Annotated in this window: 13 protein-coding genes and 2 pseudogenes; 5 read left to right on the top strand and 10 right to left on the bottom strand. The window is 41.9% G+C overall.

Annotated elements, in window-relative coordinates:
- Positions 1-117 (top strand): annotated as a pseudogene (locus FTT85_RS12130) (transposase); the annotation flags it as partial.
- A gap of 6 nt (positions 118-123) precedes the next feature.
- Here the strand turns inward: FTT85_RS12130 and FTT85_RS12125 are convergent.
- Positions 124-666, bottom strand: a pseudogene (locus FTT85_RS12125) (DUF4123 domain-containing protein); the annotation flags it as partial.
- The gene (locus FTT85_RS12120; RefSeq protein ID WP_180039772.1) at positions 667-3,282 is read right to left on the bottom strand and encodes a type VI secretion system Vgr family protein; all 2,616 of its coding nucleotides are present in this window, start codon (positions 3,280-3,282) and stop codon (positions 667-669) included.
- Positions 3,283-3,512: 230 nt separating this feature from the next.
- On the opposite strand from FTT85_RS12120, the gene FTT85_RS12115 reads away from it, so the two are divergent.
- From FTT85_RS12115 to FTT85_RS12105, 3 genes are all read left to right on the top strand, one after another.
- A complete protein-coding gene (locus FTT85_RS12115) occupies positions 3,513-4,667 on the top strand; it encodes a methionine aminotransferase (RefSeq protein WP_180039774.1) in 1,155 nt (384 codons plus the stop codon).
- A 147-nt stretch (positions 4,668-4,814) separates the two neighbouring features.
- The gene (locus FTT85_RS12110) at positions 4,815-6,182 is read left to right on the top strand and encodes an MATE family efflux transporter (RefSeq protein ID WP_180035133.1); all 1,368 of its coding nucleotides are present in this window, start codon (positions 4,815-4,817) and stop codon (positions 6,180-6,182) included.
- A gap of 253 nt (positions 6,183-6,435) precedes the next feature.
- Positions 6,436-7,800: an LLM class flavin-dependent oxidoreductase gene (locus FTT85_RS12105; protein ID WP_180122450.1), complete on the top strand. Its 1,365-nt coding sequence runs from the start codon at positions 6,436-6,438 to the stop codon at positions 7,798-7,800.
- A gap of 165 nt (positions 7,801-7,965) precedes the next feature.
- Here FTT85_RS12105 and FTT85_RS12100 read toward each other — a convergent pair whose 3' ends face one another.
- Both FTT85_RS12100 and FTT85_RS12095 read right to left on the bottom strand, forming a co-directional pair.
- Positions 7,966-8,790, bottom strand: coding sequence for an ABC transporter ATP-binding protein (locus FTT85_RS12100; RefSeq protein ID WP_180035131.1), 825 nt, complete (start codon positions 8,788-8,790; stop codon positions 7,966-7,968).
- Positions 8,791-8,835: 45 nt separating this feature from the next.
- Positions 8,836-9,051, bottom strand: coding sequence for a molybdopterin-binding protein (locus FTT85_RS12095; protein WP_067765474.1), 216 nt, complete (start codon positions 9,049-9,051; stop codon positions 8,836-8,838).
- 230 nt (positions 9,052-9,281) lie between these two features.
- On the opposite strand from FTT85_RS12095, the gene FTT85_RS12090 reads away from it, so the two are divergent.
- Positions 9,282-10,376 (top strand): sigma-54-dependent Fis family transcriptional regulator, encoded by a 1,095-nt coding sequence (locus tag FTT85_RS12090; RefSeq protein WP_180160185.1) that lies wholly within the window; start codon positions 9,282-9,284, stop codon positions 10,374-10,376.
- A gap of 174 nt (positions 10,377-10,550) precedes the next feature.
- Here FTT85_RS12090 and FTT85_RS12085 read toward each other — a convergent pair whose 3' ends face one another.
- The 6 genes from FTT85_RS12085 to FTT85_RS12060 are packed head-to-tail and all read right to left on the bottom strand — an operon-like array spanning position 10,551 to position 16,195.
- Entirely contained in the window at positions 10,551-11,381 is an 831-nt protein-coding gene (locus FTT85_RS12085; protein WP_078194039.1) for an ABC transporter permease, read from the bottom strand.
- A gap of 20 nt (positions 11,382-11,401) precedes the next feature.
- Positions 11,402-12,235: an ABC transporter ATP-binding protein gene (locus tag FTT85_RS12080; RefSeq protein WP_078191496.1), complete on the bottom strand. Its 834-nt coding sequence runs from the start codon at positions 12,233-12,235 to the stop codon at positions 11,402-11,404.
- Between the two features lie 2 nt (positions 12,236-12,237).
- A complete protein-coding gene (locus FTT85_RS12075) occupies positions 12,238-13,293 on the bottom strand; it encodes an ABC transporter substrate-binding protein (protein WP_257223990.1) in 1,056 nt (351 codons plus the stop codon).
- 12 nt (positions 13,294-13,305) lie between these two features.
- Complete coding sequence (locus FTT85_RS12070; protein WP_180003524.1) at positions 13,306-14,100, bottom strand: ABC transporter permease; 795 nt, start codon at positions 14,098-14,100, stop codon at positions 13,306-13,308.
- Positions 14,097-14,945: an ABC transporter permease gene (locus FTT85_RS12065; RefSeq protein ID WP_180026153.1), complete on the bottom strand. Its 849-nt coding sequence runs from the start codon at positions 14,943-14,945 to the stop codon at positions 14,097-14,099. Before FTT85_RS12065 ends, FTT85_RS12070 begins: the two co-directional genes overlap by 4 nt.
- A complete protein-coding gene (locus FTT85_RS12060) occupies positions 14,942-16,195 on the bottom strand; it encodes an MFS transporter (RefSeq protein ID WP_180026154.1) in 1,254 nt (417 codons plus the stop codon). The genes FTT85_RS12065 and FTT85_RS12060 overlap by 4 nt, the downstream gene beginning before the upstream one ends.
- Positions 16,196-16,200: the final 5 nt, after the last annotated feature.

The raw sequence follows: 16,200 nt of genomic DNA, 5'->3' as shown, positions 1-16,200 counted from the left end.
TGGAAGCAGATGAAATATTATTGGCGAGATTTTCAAGTCATGGCAGCTGACAAAATAGAGCAATGGGTTGAGAAAGTATCAAACCTATTCGGAAAAGAATACATGTTTACTTTTTAATGGAGACTTATTTAAACCAAATAAAACCTGTAACTTGCCTAATCTATCCCAGTACCACCAACTTTGAATAGGTTCCAATAAAACTGAAGCTTGCTCATAATCAAATACTGGTCCATTAACATATAAAGTTTTATCTTTCTCATTACCAATTAATGTTGCCAGTATTAATGGATCCCAAAAAGCTAGTATCATTTCAAGCCCACCTTCAAATTTAACCTCCAGGAAACTACGTAAATGATCATATAACTCCTCAAAAGAAAGTTTACTAATTATAATTGTCATTTTAGGAGTACCTGAAATATTTTTTGAAATCCAACTCCACTCTATACTTTCAAAGTCTTTTGGTAATGTAATTAAATGAGGAGAGATTTCTCGCGCTTTATCACCACTTGCTTCCTTTAATAAACATTTCATTCTTAAATTATTTAATTTAGTTAAAAACTTCTTGTCTTGTGCTGCATCTGCAAGTGCATATATATTTAACCCTATATCTTCTAAAGGATATTTTTCAAATGTCTTAAATAAAATATTAATTTGATTATCTATCATTTACAACCCGTCCCCTTTATTTACAAATGCACCTCTTTGAGAGGATCTACGAGCAAGACATTCCCAACAAATATTATTTGGAAAAATTGGCAATTTAGGAGTTACAGATACACCCGTTGTGAAAATATGTTGACTTGCTTTTGATGTAAATGTTTGAGGAGTAATAATAGTGACTCCATTACCATCAATTTTAATAGCACTGTTTTTTGCCTTCAAAACTATTTCATTTGGGCTGTTTATTTCCACTTTCCCTTCAGAAGATGTAATGGTTAAGTCCAACCTTGAGGATAAATCCATCGTATTATCTTGGACTTGTACATCCATCTTTCCTTTGGCTGTATAAACTTTTAAATCATCTTCACCAACAAAAAAACTAGCTTTCTTTTTAGCATTTAAAATAAGATTTTCACTACTACTTAAGTTTATTGATTTTCCGCTACCGATTGTTAAACTATCTAATGCATTTAGATGAATATTTTTCCCTGCAAGCATTCCTATACTTTCAGGTGAAGCTATCAACATAAAAGCTTCTTTCATTGCATTTAATTCAAGCCATTGCTCTTCAATTTTTTTTATATAAATTTCAATATTTTGAAGCATATCAGCAGGCTCAGCCTTTTGCTTTTCAGCATACTCAGAAAGTATTTGCATCTCTGATAAACTTTCAGAAAGTTGATCAATTGCATCTTTAATTTCTAATTGATTTTTTTCAGCTTTGGGTTGTTCATATGTAGATATATATAGCCCTTTACTGCGTATTGCACCAGCTAAATCACTCCTTAATTCAAACCCAGCGCCTCTACCTTCACTTGTATCGTTTTCTTTTGAGTGACTAAGGTTTCCTAAATTTAACTGGCTATTTCCATGACTACTCTGTAATTGGGTACTGATCTGCCCCGTCGTGTCATCAAAGCGTAGTTGGTTAAAGCCTGCTCCCGCAACTTCCTGCGAACGGATACCACTGAGCTTTTTGGTTTCAGGAAGCTGACCTTTGAGATCAAACATGGTCTGAGAGCGCTCAGCCTCATGTATTCGTCCTACTACAAAGGGTCGATCCACATCGCCCTCAAAAAAGTCGATGACCACGATCTCGCCAATACGAGGATGAAAACGTGCGCCATAACCTTCACCTGCCCATGGGGTCAGTACATCAACCCAAGCCGAGTCACTGTCATTATCATTACTCCCTGCTCCGCCATCATGACTGTGGTCATCGCTACGGGTAAACGTAAAACGAACTTTGATACGCCCCCAAGCATCGACATAAATACTTTCACCTTCTGGACCGACCACTTTAGCCCGCTGTGGAAACGCAGGTGGCCGGTGTAATAAAGGATCATATTCAGGCACCACGGAAATTTGCCGACGGACCACATACAACTCATTGGCCTGCCGTTCATCCCCTAAAGATAGCCAACGGCTCGCCGCAAGTAACTTTTCTAATTGAACCAAAATATCTTTGGGTAAATTATTCTGGTTATAAAATGCTTTGCCCAATATGAGAAATTCACGATCTGTCGTTTGATGTTGATCGATTTCAGGATGATTTTCTAATTCAAACCAATACCCAACTTGTGCATCCCTTACGCTACTGCTGGCGGTAAAATATTTGGCTTGTAATTCCTGATATTGATTGAGTTGCCGATTCAACTGATCCAATTGCTGTGTATTTGAAGTGGTCGCCTGATCTGCACCTTTAAGGTCAGTTGTCCAAGCCGAACTTACGGTCCACGCCTGCTCTAAACTTAAGGTTTCATTATGCTGTTGCTCACTCTGTGCATGGGCACTTAAGAGCGGATTACTTTGGTCTTGTGCCAATTGTTGAGCTTGCCAACGCTGCGTTTGAATCGTGGTCGATTGTAAAAAGCGTTCTGCCACAAAACTGGTAATCGTGTCCAAACGTTCCGTGGCATGACTCCGATGAAAGCGAATTTTTTTCCGCTCTAAAGCACTATAAGCCTGATTCGTATCAATTAAACGCAGCCTCTGTGCTTGCATCGGTGCAGCCGAAAATGCGACAAATAACTCCGCTTCATCAATTAACCAATTGATCCCTTCACTGCGCCACAGTCGAGTCAGAAATTCGTAGTCACTCTCATTGGCTTGCATAGTAAATGGTCGAACATCATAGTTTCGAGTCAATCCATCCATGTTGAGGCTCAAGCTCGCGGCAAATAATGTGCTTTTTTTCTGCCATTCACTAAAAATAATCTCGGTCATCTCCCGTACCGATTTATTCATAAAGACACGGCTGTTACGACGCTTATGCCAGAGCGCTGTGGCATCCTCAATCACCAGTTTATAAACGGTCAGTGCACCATCACTTTGACCTTGGCTAGCCCCCGTAATTACACCAGTCAGGCGACTGAGTTGTCCCAAATCTGTCACTTGATCGACAGCCACTCGGCCACCGATAAACTGCTTTAAAGCCAGATGAGCATTGGTCGAGAGACAAATAATTTCCGCACGAAAGCCTTGATTGATACGGTGTTGACCCTCAATCCGTTGAATAAAAACTTCTGTGTTTAATGATTCATTTGAAAAATGAATATGTAGCGCACGTTTCTGTACGCTAAAGCCAAAGTTTTCCACCATGGCGTGAATATTTTTAAGCATTGTTATAAGGAAAATATTTTTTATAAACTTCGTATTTTAGAAAATGATTATTTTTTCGTCCACCTTGTTTTGTAAGTAAATTGTTGAATTCTTCTTTTTGGCTTTTGCATCACTTTAGGATTCAAGAGAATAGGAACGTCAATACTGGATCAATTTTGCTGATCTAACTTTTCGCAGCCGCTGAGATGCTGCTACACTCAAAATGCAACCTATTAAAAATTTTAAGCTCCATGATCACAATTGAATCCAAACTGCCTGCACAAGGTGTGACTATTTTTAGCGTCATGAGCGCAATGGCGCAGCGTCTAAATGCACTGAATTTATCTCAAGGTTTTCCTGATTTTCCTGCACCTCCAGCGCTGTTAAATGCGCTAAGTGATGCGACGCAACAGGGTTTTAACCAATATGCACCCGGCGATGGACTGATGCATTTACGTGAGCAATTGGTCCAACTGTTTGCCCATCGAGACCAATTAAATATTGACCCTCACACCGAAGTGACCATTACCCCGGGTGCAACCATTGGTATTTTTAGTGCCATTCAAGCCGTGGTTCATGCGGGTGACGAAGTGATTATTTTTGATCCGAGCTATGACAGTTATGCGCCCAGTGTAAAATTGGTTGGGGCTCATCCCATTCACATTGCCTTAGAGACGCCCCATTTTACTGTGGATTGGAATCGTGTTGCCGCTGCGATTAACCATAAAACCCGGATGATTATTGTCAATACACCGCATAATCCAACAGGTGCTATTTGGGATCGTGAGGACTGGCTCAACTTGATCGAACTGATTCGAGATAAAAATATTATTGTGCTGTCGGATGAGGTCTATGAGCATTTAATTTTTGATGGTCGTCAGCATCTATCTGCTTTGTCATTTCCTGAGCTGCGTGAACGTAGTTTTGTCGTGGGTTCATTTGGTAAAACTTTTCATGTCACAGGGTGGAAAACTGGTTATTGCATTGCAGCGCCAGCCTTGATGCAAGTGTTTCGCCAAATCTATCAATTTGCAAATTTCTGCGGTGTTACGCCCGTACAAATGGCATTGGCTAACTTTATGGCAGAACATCCTGAGCACATTGCTGAATTGGCCGATTTTTACCAAGCCAAGCGTGACCGTTTCAATGCGGGCTTAAGCCACTCTAAATTTGAGTTGATTCCGTCCGCAGGTACCTATTTCCAAAACCTTGATTACAGTGCCATACGCCCAGATTTAAGCGATGTGGAAATGTGTCAGTTGTTGGCAGAGCAACATAAAATCGTGGCGATTCCTGTCTCAGTGTTCTATCAAAAACCGCCGGAAAATTTACGATTATTACGCTTCTGTTTTGCCAAACAAGATGCCACCTTAGATCAAGCTGCAGAGATTCTCTCCGCGGTTTAAAGCCGTATCTGCCCAAACGTTTTTTTAAAACAGACATGTAGAAATAATGAAGCCTTGGTTACTCAAAAACTAAGGCTTTTTTGAATGCCAACATGATAGTGTTATCAGTAACTTAAAATCATAAAAAGCCGCGTCTAGGACCTGAGCATGTCAAAACAACAGTCCCTCGTTACTCAGCAAAATTTATGGAAAACGTTTTTAGTTTTTCTGGTGCCTTTGATCGCCACCAATATTTTGCAGAATTTATCTGGGACCATTAACACCGTTTTTGTCGGTCAGATGCTTGGGGTGCATGCCATTGCAGCCGTTGCGGTATTTTTCCCGATCTTGTTCTGTTTAATGGCTTTTGTGATTGGACTCTCGGCAGGTGCAACCGTGTTGGTGGGGCAAGCTTGGGGCGCGCAGAATCTTGAAAAAGTTCGTACTGTGGTGGGTTCCACCCTTTTTATGACCTTGATTGGTGGCAGCATTATTGCCTTTTTAGGGGTTATATTTGCCAAGCCCATTTTATTGGCCTTAGGCACAGCCCCTGACGTGATGCATTTATCTTTGCCTTATGTGCAATGGATGCTTGCGGGTAGTCCACTACTCTTTATTTATATTATTTACACCTCGATTTTGCGTGGGGTCGGTGACAGTACAACACCGCTGATTGCGTCAGGTATGACCATTGGTTCAGGGCTGATCATTACACCCGTGCTGATTGCCGGAAAATTTGGATTTCCAAGTTTAGGTATTATTGCCCCTGCCATTGCCAGTCATATCGGCTTTTTAATTGCCTTGGTATTTTTATATTTCTATTTAAAAAAGAAAGATCACCCGCTCAAACTCGACTTCGAGTTGATTCGTCATATTCGCCATCAACATGATCTCAGCAAAATTATCTTAAAACTAGGCATTCCTACGGGTATACAGATGGTCACGACCTCTGTGGCCGGTCTCGTGATTGTCGGTTTAGTTAACCGCCATGGTGCTGATGCCACTGCTGCATATGGCGCGGTCAATCAGGTTTTGAACTATATCCAATTCCCGGCCTTGTCCATCGCGATTGCAGCTTCTATTTTTGCCGCGCAAGCCATCGGTTCGGGTCAATCTGAACTAATTAATCGCGTGAAACGTACGGCCATCGGGATGAATTTCATTATTACTGGCATCTTGGTGGCATTGGGCTATTTATTCTCTAAATATTTAATGGCGCTATTTATTACAGACCCTGAAGTTGTGGTTCTCGGTCAAGAATTACTGTTCATTGTGCTTTGGTCGATTTTATTTTTTGGTGCCAGTGCTATTTTTGCTTCCATTATGCGGGCTAGCGGAACGGTGACCGTGCCGATGATTATTAATATTATGGCCATTATTTGCATTGAAGTGCCGTGTGCCTACCTATTCAGTGAATGGTGGGGCTTAAAAGGTATTTGGTATGCCTATGCCTTGGCCTTTGTTAGCTTATGTATTTTACAAGGACTGTATTACCAACTGGTATGGAGACGAAAAGCCATCAAAGTATTGCTATAAAGTTTGCTAATAGCGTTCAATGCCAATACACGCTTTAAGTTTACATATGGAAAATCTTGTACAGATCCATGCATAAAGTTTGTCGTTAAACTGCTGTTTATTTTTCAACATTTGGTTTTATATCCTGTTGATTTATCTACACCTTGAACCAAAAAAAATTAAAACCCTCTTATTTTCAAACAATTATGGTTTGGCATAGATTTTGTTCTTATTCCTTTTATCTTTTAAGAATAATTGGGATGAGAAATTTTTTATGTCTAAACGTCAAATAAAGCTTGGGGCTTTTATTCCAACCACCTCACAGCATGTCGCAGGTTGGCGTCATCCTGAATCTCGCCCACAAGATCATCTCAATATTGATTATGCAATTGAACTGGCAAAAACCGCAGAACGTGGTTTATTCGATGCTTACTTTCTTGCCGATGGTCTGTCTGTCCGTTGGAGTTCTGCTGTCGAAGGTGAGAAAGGTTTGGGCGATAAAGGCGTTGGCTTTGAACCTGTTACATTGTTTGCTGCACTGTCGGCTGTGACGCAAAATATAGGCTTTATTGCCACAGCATCCACGACTTATGAAGACCCTTACATTTTGGCGCGTAAATTTGCTTCTTTAGATCATATTTCTAAAGGTCGTGCTGCGTGGAATGTAGTAACGACAGCCTCTGCCGATGCCGCAAAAAACTTTAACATTCAGCAGCACCCTGAACCCAAAGAGCGTTACGAACGTGCCGATGAATTTATTGAGGTGACTCAAAAACTATGGGACTCATGGGAGGATGATACCTTCCATTACAACAAAGAAACTGGGCAATTTTTTGATGCCCGAAAACAACATCAGCCCAATCATCAGGGCCAATACTATCAGGTACTGGGTGCTCTCAACGTCTCTCGCCCACCGCAAGGCTATCCGGTGATTGTTCAAGCTGGGCAATCTGAAGATGGTCGTGAACTAGCCGGTAAATATGCCGAAGTGATTTTTACAGCACAGCAGAACTTAGCAGATGCGCAAGCCTTTTATCGTGATGTCAAAAACCGCTTAGTGAAATATGGCCGCCATGCGGATGACTTGAAAATTATGCCGGGGGTTTCGATTTTTGTTGCCAAGACAGAGCAAGAAGCCCAAGAAAAATATGACTTTTTAAATAACTTAATTCACCCAGAAGTGGGTTTAAGTTTATTGTCTGCTTTGGCAGGCGGCATTAATCTGGCCAAATTTGATCTAGATGCCCCTTTCCCGAAAATAGAAGATGCAGACATTAATTTCTCCAGTCGTCAGCAAATGATGATTGATATTGCCCGTAAGCACAATTTTAGTATTCGTCAGCTCTATCAATATATCGCTTCAGCCCGTGGACATTGGACCTTGATTGGCACGCCTGAACAAGTCGTAGATCAACTGCAAGAATGGTTTGAGAATGACGCTGCCGATGGTTTTAATGTCCTACCGCCAACAACACCTGCGGGGTTAAATGATTTTGTCGATCTCATCGTTCCTGAACTGCAACGTCGCGGTCTATTCCGAACGGCTTATGAAGGCAAGACCTTACGAGAAAACTTAGGTTTAAAACGACCTGAAAACCAATATGTTTTAGAAAAAAGACATACCTCCCAAGCCTCATAAACCAACGTTTAATAAAACTCAAAAACAAATGCCCCAACTGGGGCATTTTTATGGACTGATATTAATCCAACTTAAGCGATGATCATACTGACCTATATTTGATAAGCCTAAAAAAAGCCCTGAATTCAGGGCTTTTACATTGTCTAGGTGATGGTCAATTCAGACTTACCATGCAAATTTATAATCGGCAAATCGGTGAGATAAAGGTTCAAGCAACTGATCTTTTACTGGATCACTAAAGTCAGTCAAAATGTCATTTTTAATATTGATCAGACGGACATCTTCGCGTTTACGCGGATGGGCTAAATGAATATCTACAATACGTTTAATTCGTCCCGGATGTGGCTGCATGACCACTACCCGATCACCCAAAAATACCGCTTCTTCGACATCATGGGTGACAATAATCATGGTGATTTTTTCACTTTGCCAAATTCGCTGCAATTCATCCTGTAGATTTTGACGGGTCAATGCATCGAGTGCGCCAAAGGGTTCATCGAGTAATAAAATCTGTGGTCGATTCACCAAACTCCGGGCAATCGCCACACGTTGATTCATCCCACCAGACAACTGCGAAGGATAAGCATCTTTAAATTGGGTTAATTTGACCAACTCTAAATGTTCATCAATCAATACATCTTCTTCTGCACGGCTAAACTGACTTTTATGCAATGCAATCCGTACATTTTCTCTTACCGTCAACCATGGAAACAGGCGATGATCTTGAAACACGATACCACGTTCCAAACTCGTGCCCTGTATAGGCTGACCATCAACCAAAATCTGGCCCTGAAACTGACGCTCTAGACCAACCAACAACCGTAATAATGTGGATTTTCCGCAGCCACTACTTCCCACAATACTGATGAACTCACCCGGCTGAATATTCAGGTTAATGTCCTCAAGTACGGTTAAGTCTTCTTGCTTTTGTGTGGGATAATGTTTCGTTAGCTGCTGAATAGAAACCGAACCAGCTTGTTCTACGCTCATATCATTATTCTCTATTTGTGCTGACAAACTTTGCTGGACTAAACCTTAGAGTTTAGCCAGTGACACTTCCGTCGATTTAATTAACACCACTACCTCTGAACCTACTTTTAAGTCTAAATCCTTCACCGAACGCGTCGTGATCACGGACGTAAAAAAGCCCGCTTTGGTTTCCACATCAATTTCTGAAACCACAGGACCCTCTACGATTTCATTAATCACGCCTTTGAATTGGTTTCGCACATTTACTGAAGTAATCGCCATTTTAATTATGCCTTTTGTTATTAAGAGAGCTTTACTATAAAACAGTTCAATCACTTGCTATATCTTGATTTATCCTTTAGTTATCCCGATTTTATTTATCTTAAAATCAGATAAATAATCCACGCATGAATTTATCGGTGAAACTGATATTTAAATATCGAATTATTATTTATCTTTTATTTTTAAATCTTTCATCATGATCTGTATTTTCAACAACTATAAGAAACGATATGTCTATTTTGACCCACCCTGCAGTGCCCTCTGCACTGAAACATAAACGGGCAACAGCGACCGTCTTTGCAGACCCGTTATCGCAAGCGTTGTTGTCTCGAATTGAACAAATTGCACCAAGTGAGGCAAATGCACTCATCATTGGTGATACAGGCACAGGTAAAGAATTGGTTGCACGCCAAATCCACCAATTAAGCCATCGTGCCAAAGGTCCATTTATCGCAGTGAACTGTGGTGCCTTTACCGAGTCATTAGTCGAAAGCGAACTATTTGGACATGAAAAAGGAGCCTTTACAGGGGCAATTAATAGCCGTGTCGGTTGGTTTGAAGCAGCCCATAATGGCACCTTATTTTTAGATGAAATTGGTGATCTGTCCTTACAAATGCAAGTCAAATTACTCCGTGTTTTACAAGAAAGAGAGATCGTTCGAGTCGGCTCACTCAAATCCATTCCAATTAATGTCCGAATCATAGCCGCAACCAATGTCGATTTAGAGCATGCCGTACAGGACGGGCGTTTCAGGGAAGATTTATTCTACCGCTTACATGTGGCGTTGCTACGCATTCCACGTCTCTCAGAGCGTCGTGGTGACATTTTGCCTTTGGTTAAACACTTCATTCAGGTCTATCAAACCAACCCACATGACACACCATTACGCCTCAGCCCATTGGCGCTCAAGAAACTCCATTTACATAGCTGGCCGGGAAATATTCGCGAATTAGAAAATACCATTCAACATGCGATTTTAGTCAGTGAAAAAGGTGTGATTGAACCAGAAGATATTAGTTTTTCGAGTATTCAAAGTGCATCGTCGTTTTCGCGTGCAGAACCTTTTAACTTACAAAATGCCACCTCTGCTGTAGCCAACATCAAAGATATTCAAGATGCTGGACAGTTACTTGAGCAGACCTTTTTACAAATTTTTCAAGCCGCAAATCAACTTAAGCATGACAATATTAATGAGCTGATTGAAGAAAAATTTATCCGAAGTGCGTATCAGCACTGTCAATACAATCAAGTGCATACGGCTCGTTTGCTTGGAGTGACACGCAACGTCATTCGCACTCGCCTAATTAAATATGGCTTATTATAAATAAGTCATATTTTTATTTTCTCCACATTAAAATAATAATCCATACAAAACTGATAAATAAATAGTCATCTACATTATTCTTTATTCATTGCATTATTTAAAATATAAAAAATCAGTAATAAAAAACCTCGGTATATCCCGAGGTTTTTTATTTATTTTTCTATTGCATTTAGATTATTCCACAGGGTTGCGTTTCCACGCTGTGAAGTATTTTTCTAGTCCAATCAAGAAATAGTTGAAGGATAAACCCACGAGGGTAATGACTAAAATACCCACAAACATTTGTGGAATTTCAAAGCTAAATTGCGAATAAATAATCAGATATCCCAGACCTGCTTTGGCACCAAACATTTCTACTGCCACTAAGGCCAAAATCGAAATCGCCCCTGCCAGACGGATACCGACAAAAATCGTGGGTACGGATGCAGGCAGAATCACTTTTCGGAACAATTGATAGGGTTTTAGGCCCATGGTTCGTGCCGATTTAATCAGTAAAGGATCGACTGTTTGTACGCCTGTAATGGTGTTCAATAAAATCGGCCATGTGCATGCATACACTAACAGACTGATTTTTGAGGTTTCACCAATGCCTAAAAATAAGATGAACAGCGGCATTAATGCTAGTGCTGTGGTATTTCGAAACAGTTCTAACAATGGATTTAAGGTTTCAGCCACGAGCTTGTACCAACCGATGATGAGACCCAAAGGAATAGCGATCGCTAGGGCCAAAATGAAACCAATAATTGAACGCTTTATACTGGCCAAGAAATGGATGCCTAATTGACCGCTTTGATATAGCTGCCATGTGGTTTCCAATACTACAGATAACGGCGGTAAAAAAGCCGGATTGACCACACCACTCCGCGGCAGAATCTCCCACAGCAAGAAAAAAGCTACAATGGCAATGGTGCGTTTAAAGACCGTGTTTAACCAAGTGAATTGTAGTCTGGGTTTAATGTCGTTATACGATTGCGTATAACTGATGGCTTGTTTAGTCGATGACATAAATAAATCCTCTGAATATTTTAGTTATGTGCAAGCTGTTTATGTTTTTCGAGGGCTTGCGCTTTAATCACTTCTTCACTGAGCAATGACCAAATTTTATGGCGAATTCGGCCATATTCAGGCAATGAACGGACATCTTCACTGGAGCTGCGCAGGCTTTGAGGAATTTCAATCACTTCCTTAATTCGCCCCGGTCTTGAGGTCATAATCGCCACGCGCTGACTCAGATAAATTGCTTCATCAATACTGTGAGTAATAAAAACAATGGTTTTTTTCGAGCTTTTCCAGATATTGATCAGCTCGGCTTGTAAGGTTTCTCGGGTTTGCGCATCTAGGGCAGCAAAGGGCTCATCCATTAATAAAATTTCTGGTTCATAAGCCAAACTTCGGGCAATCGCAACCCGCTGTTTCATCCCGCCGGAAAGCTCATTCGGATAATGCTTTTCAAAGCCACTGAGACCCACAAGCTGCAAATAGTATTCGGCTTTTTCACGGCGTTCTTTTTTTGCTACGCCTTTGGCTTCTAGACCAAATTCGATATTTTCCAGTGCGGTTAACCATGGATAGAGCGCATATTGCTGAAACACAATGCCACGGTCTAAACCCGGTTGAGTAATCTGCTTGCCACTCAGTAAAATCTGCCCTGCAGACGGTTTGGTTAAACCCGCAATTAAGTCTAATAATGTAGATTTTCCACAGCCACTTGGCCCCACGATTGAAACAAATTCACCCGGCTGAATATCCAAAGTGACATTTTCTACGGCAACAAATTCAGGCTTATAGTTTTTACTGCCGACATGGTTTTGTGCAGGAAATACCTTACGCACGTGATCTAAATGTAATGCACTGGTCATTGTTATATTCCTTTTGATTTTTGGTCTTTCGCATAGGGATTAAATTCATTGCTATAGATGCGACTGACCTCAATTTGATTTGGTTTTAATTTGTGTTCTTTTTCTAAGGCACTCACCCATGGGGCAAAATCCTGATCTTTTTGCACACCACCCACTTCGTGGACACCTGTGCCTGTGTAATATGGAATAAGTGCTGTATTTTCATTGCGTTGACGTTTTTCAATAATGCTTTCCATACGGGCAATGATTTGCTCTTTCGGCGTGTTGTGTAGCCATTCCTGAGCTTTGGCCACGCCACTGACAAAAGTACGAGCCAACTCAGGATGCGCTTGAATAAACTCTCCACGCATCGAAAAACTGCCTGCGGTAAAGGGCCCGTATAAATCAATATCTTTAAAGATGCTACGTACACCACCATGTTTTAAGGCCCGTTTTTCCAAAATGCCTGAGAACACCGCAATATCAATTTGACCATTCCGTAGAGCTTGTTCTGAGCTCACTGGTGGCAACATAATCAGCTCAACTTGACGGATTTCATCATCGGTTAATCCATGGCGAGCCAAATAATCTTTCACCACAAAATCATAATGCGCCCCATAGGCATTCACTGCGACTTTCTTGCCAATAAAATCTCGTGGGCTACGAATAGGACTATTTTCTAGCACATAAAAACCCACGTTTTGTTCAGCATCACTGCCATAAGATGCGACGACTGGGACCACATCTAGACCCGCGGCAATAACTTTCACCACAGCGCCATTAAAGGCTCCAGCGAAATCAACATCTCCTGCCACCAAGGTGAGTAAATCTTGTGGCCCACCTTGTACTGTGCCGACATAACTGAGTTTAATGTCGCCTAAATAGCCCAAGTCTTGTGCCAACTCAGGCAAAGACACCAGTCCCGGATAGCTTTGATAGCGTAGTTCTTTTAAAGCCATTTGCTGAGGTTCATCCACTTGCTGCGTGCTGCAACCAACCAAGGCTGTGCCACCGACCAAGGCAGCTAAAAATAGGCTACGCCAGAGTTGAGGAATGTTATGGATTGTCATTTTTTTCATTGTTATGTTCTCCTATCCAACCTGCTGCCAAGCTAAAACTTTACGTTCAACCCAAGTCAGTACCGTATTGAGCAACACCCCCACAGCACCAATCAGCAACATGCCAAAAATAATCAGTTCGACATCAAAAGCCTGACGCCCTTGAATCACGATATTGCCCAGACCATTGCCATAGTTCGCCAATAAAAATTCAGAGCCAATAGTGGCAAGCCATGCGAAAATCAGCCCAAGTTGTAAACCGACAAAAATCTGCGCCGAAGCACCGGGTAATATCAATTTACGAAACGCGTATGTCTTTGGAAATTGGTAGACTTCGGCCACTTCACGATATTTATGCGAAATACTGCTCACACCTTCAAAGGTGTGTAGCGCCACGGGATAAAACACAGATAAGGTAATAAACAGCACTTTGGCGCCGTGTCCCTCACCTAAAAAGGTCGAAATTAGTGGCAACCATGCAAACAGCGAAATTTGACGCAATACATGAAAGCTCGGTGCAAATAACCAATTCGAAAGGCGTGAACTCGCGATCAAGATCCCAAACAACACACCTGCTATCGCACCTATGCCATAGCCAATAAAATTTCGTGCCAAACTTTCGCCGAAGCCTGTCAAAAAGCTCGGTTGTTGGAGCACGGTTACTGCTTTTTGCAGCACGAGCCATGGACTAGGAATCAACTTTGGATCGACCCAATTTTGCTGTGAGGCTACTGCCCACAGTGCGATAAATGCCACAGGTAGAACGAGTGCTTTTGCTGCTTTAACTAAGACTTGGCGCGCTGCCCCGTTTAATGAAAGGATGCTCATGAGTTCCCTCCTACTCGGGTTGCGTGAAAGCGTGCCGTTTTTTCTAACCAAGCCAGAAAGGTATCTAAGACATAGCCCGTAATACCAATCAGAATGATCGCCATGAAGATCAAGTCCATCTGCATTAGCTGACGTCCCCACACCATGAGATAACCAATCCCTTCACTACTTGCTAATAACTCGACAAAAACCAATGCCAACCACGCCTGCATAATGCCTTGACGTAAACCACTGATCACACTAGGTAGTGCAGCTGGGAAAATCACCTCTTTGAGTTTCTGCCAATTGCTGTATTGGTAAACCTCTGCCACTTCCATCAAACTATTCGGCACATGAGTAATGCCCTTATAGGTTGCAATCAACAGCGGCGGTAACACAGCCAATGAAATAGCGGCAATCTTCAAAGCCTCATCGATGCCTAAGAAAATCATCAATAATGGAATCCAGCCAACTATGGGAAATTGCGCAACAAGATTCACCGTCGGAAAAATAAAGTCCCGACTACGTTTGGCCAATCCCAACACAGTACCAAGCAAAATCCCGACACTGGCACCAAGTAAGACACTCCATAAAATACGTTTGGCACTGATGGCAAAATGAAAACTCAATTCACCGCTTTGCCATAATTCAACTGTGCTTTGCCACACCAAACTCGGTGCAGGTAAAATTTGCTCTGGCAACCAATGTTTGAGTGTTGCCACATACCATAGACCGAACAACAAAACTGGCATCAGGAGTCCACACGCCACTTGCAAAGTTAGTTTTAAATAGGTCTTAAAAAAATCCAACGCACTTCGGTCACTTTGCAAGGGAACCGAATGTGCAGATACATCCGTAAGGCTCATAATTCTTGTCCTTTTACGCTCTGTTCTGAGACATCAGGTTTTAAAAATTGAATAAATTCCTGATCTTTGCTGATCAAAATAATCAGACCAATAAACACCAACCCGATCGGTAAAAATAAATTTTGTAGTCCAACCTGTGCGCCAAATACGGCGCCTATCAAGCCACCCAACAGTCCACCCGAAGGTCCGACGAGGGCTAAAATTGGAGAAATCTTAGCCATCGCGGTTTGCTCACCCACTCGGGCGAAAGACATAAAATTGGCGATATGCAACATACCGAGTCCAAGTCCAAACATGACCGAAGCAGGCCACATCAACAGCGTGATTTTGGTTAAGGCTAAAATCAGTAATGCCGTTGCCATCAGGCTTAGGCCAATCAAATAAAACTTTTGATAACCCATCAGCTCAGCCAAACCGCCCATGCTAAATAGCGATCCCACAAAGACAATGCCTTGTACGGTCAGCAGCATCACTGCCATTGGCTCTGAAAGTGCAAAACTTTGGATAGCAATCACCACAATGAAAAAGCCAAAGTAGTTATTTGCCACGCTGCTCAAAAATTCCAATATGCAAACAATCCGCAGCGAGGCATGGGTTTTGATGAGTGCCAAAGGCGCCACAATATCTCGCCATTGAAAATGCGGGCGATTCGTCGCTTGCGGAGTGCTACGTTGAAAGCACCACGGAGCCAACAGCAAGGTGCCTAAAAAAAGCAAAGACACCACATAAAAACTTCCGCCATAGCCGAAATGTTCGATCAACAACACGCTCAATGCAGGCGCAATCAGGAAATATCCCATCATGTGCGAACCGCGAAACCAACCCGCACGGGCTGGACCTAAACGCTTTAAATTGCTCAGGAAAACGGTATTGATCGAAACAAAACGCATGGGTAAGACAAAACTTACTAAGGCTGTCACCGCAAAGAGGTACCATGCACCAGCTTTGAGTGGCGTTAAGCTATAGACCAAAGCGCCCAACACACTGCCGATGCAGAATATTTTCAAAGACCCAAAGCGCTGTACCAACACGCCAATCGGCAATGCCATGATCAAAATGCCAATATTTTGCGCTGCAGAAATTAGCCCTAATTGCAATTCGGTGGCTTCTAAATGCACGGCATACAAGGAAATTAAAACTCGTGCGACACCTACACCCAGTCCAGCCAAAATCGTGAGCAGCACAAAACTGCTCATAAATTTGGTGGTTAATGGACTGGCAATTACATTGCTTTCAATCGGACGACTCATGGCTG

This window comes from Acinetobacter sp. YH01020 (genome assembly GCF_013420275.1).
In the GTDB taxonomy this organism is placed as follows: domain Bacteria; phylum Pseudomonadota; class Gammaproteobacteria; order Pseudomonadales; family Moraxellaceae; genus Acinetobacter; species Acinetobacter amyesii.
Note: the sequence above shows the minus strand (reverse complement) of the source record. Positions and strands in the feature narration are given on the sequence as shown.

Coding starts and splice junctions, on each gene's coding strand:
- FTT85_RS12115 (WP_180039774.1), top strand. CDS start 3,513: ATGATCACAATTGAATCCAAACTGCCTGCACAAGGTGTGACTATTTTT.
- FTT85_RS12095 (WP_067765474.1), bottom strand. CDS start 9,051: ATGGCGATTACTTCAGTAAATGTGCGAAACCAATTCAAAGGCGTGATT.
- FTT85_RS12070 (WP_180003524.1), bottom strand. CDS start 14,100: ATGAGCATCCTTTCATTAAACGGGGCAGCGCGCCAAGTCTTAGTTAAA.
- FTT85_RS12075 (WP_257223990.1), bottom strand. CDS start 13,293: ATGAAAAAAATGACAATCCATAACATTCCTCAACTCTGGCGTAGCCTA.
- FTT85_RS12090 (WP_180160185.1), top strand. CDS start 9,282: ATGTCTATTTTGACCCACCCTGCAGTGCCCTCTGCACTGAAACATAAA.
- FTT85_RS12110 (WP_180035133.1), top strand. CDS start 4,815: ATGTCAAAACAACAGTCCCTCGTTACTCAGCAAAATTTATGGAAAACG.
- FTT85_RS12065 (WP_180026153.1), bottom strand. CDS start 14,945: ATGAGCCTTACGGATGTATCTGCACATTCGGTTCCCTTGCAAAGTGAC.
- FTT85_RS12105 (WP_180122450.1), top strand. CDS start 6,436: ATGTCTAAACGTCAAATAAAGCTTGGGGCTTTTATTCCAACCACCTCA.
- FTT85_RS12060 (WP_180026154.1), bottom strand. CDS start 16,195: ATGAGTCGTCCGATTGAAAGCAATGTAATTGCCAGTCCATTAACCACC.
- FTT85_RS12120 (WP_180039772.1), bottom strand. CDS start 3,282: ATGCTTAAAAATATTCACGCCATGGTGGAAAACTTTGGCTTTAGCGTA.
- FTT85_RS12080 (WP_078191496.1), bottom strand. CDS start 12,235: ATGACCAGTGCATTACATTTAGATCACGTGCGTAAGGTATTTCCTGCA.
- FTT85_RS12100 (WP_180035131.1), bottom strand. CDS start 8,790: ATGAGCGTAGAACAAGCTGGTTCGGTTTCTATTCAGCAGCTAACGAAA.
- FTT85_RS12085 (WP_078194039.1), bottom strand. CDS start 11,381: ATGTCATCGACTAAACAAGCCATCAGTTATACGCAATCGTATAACGAC.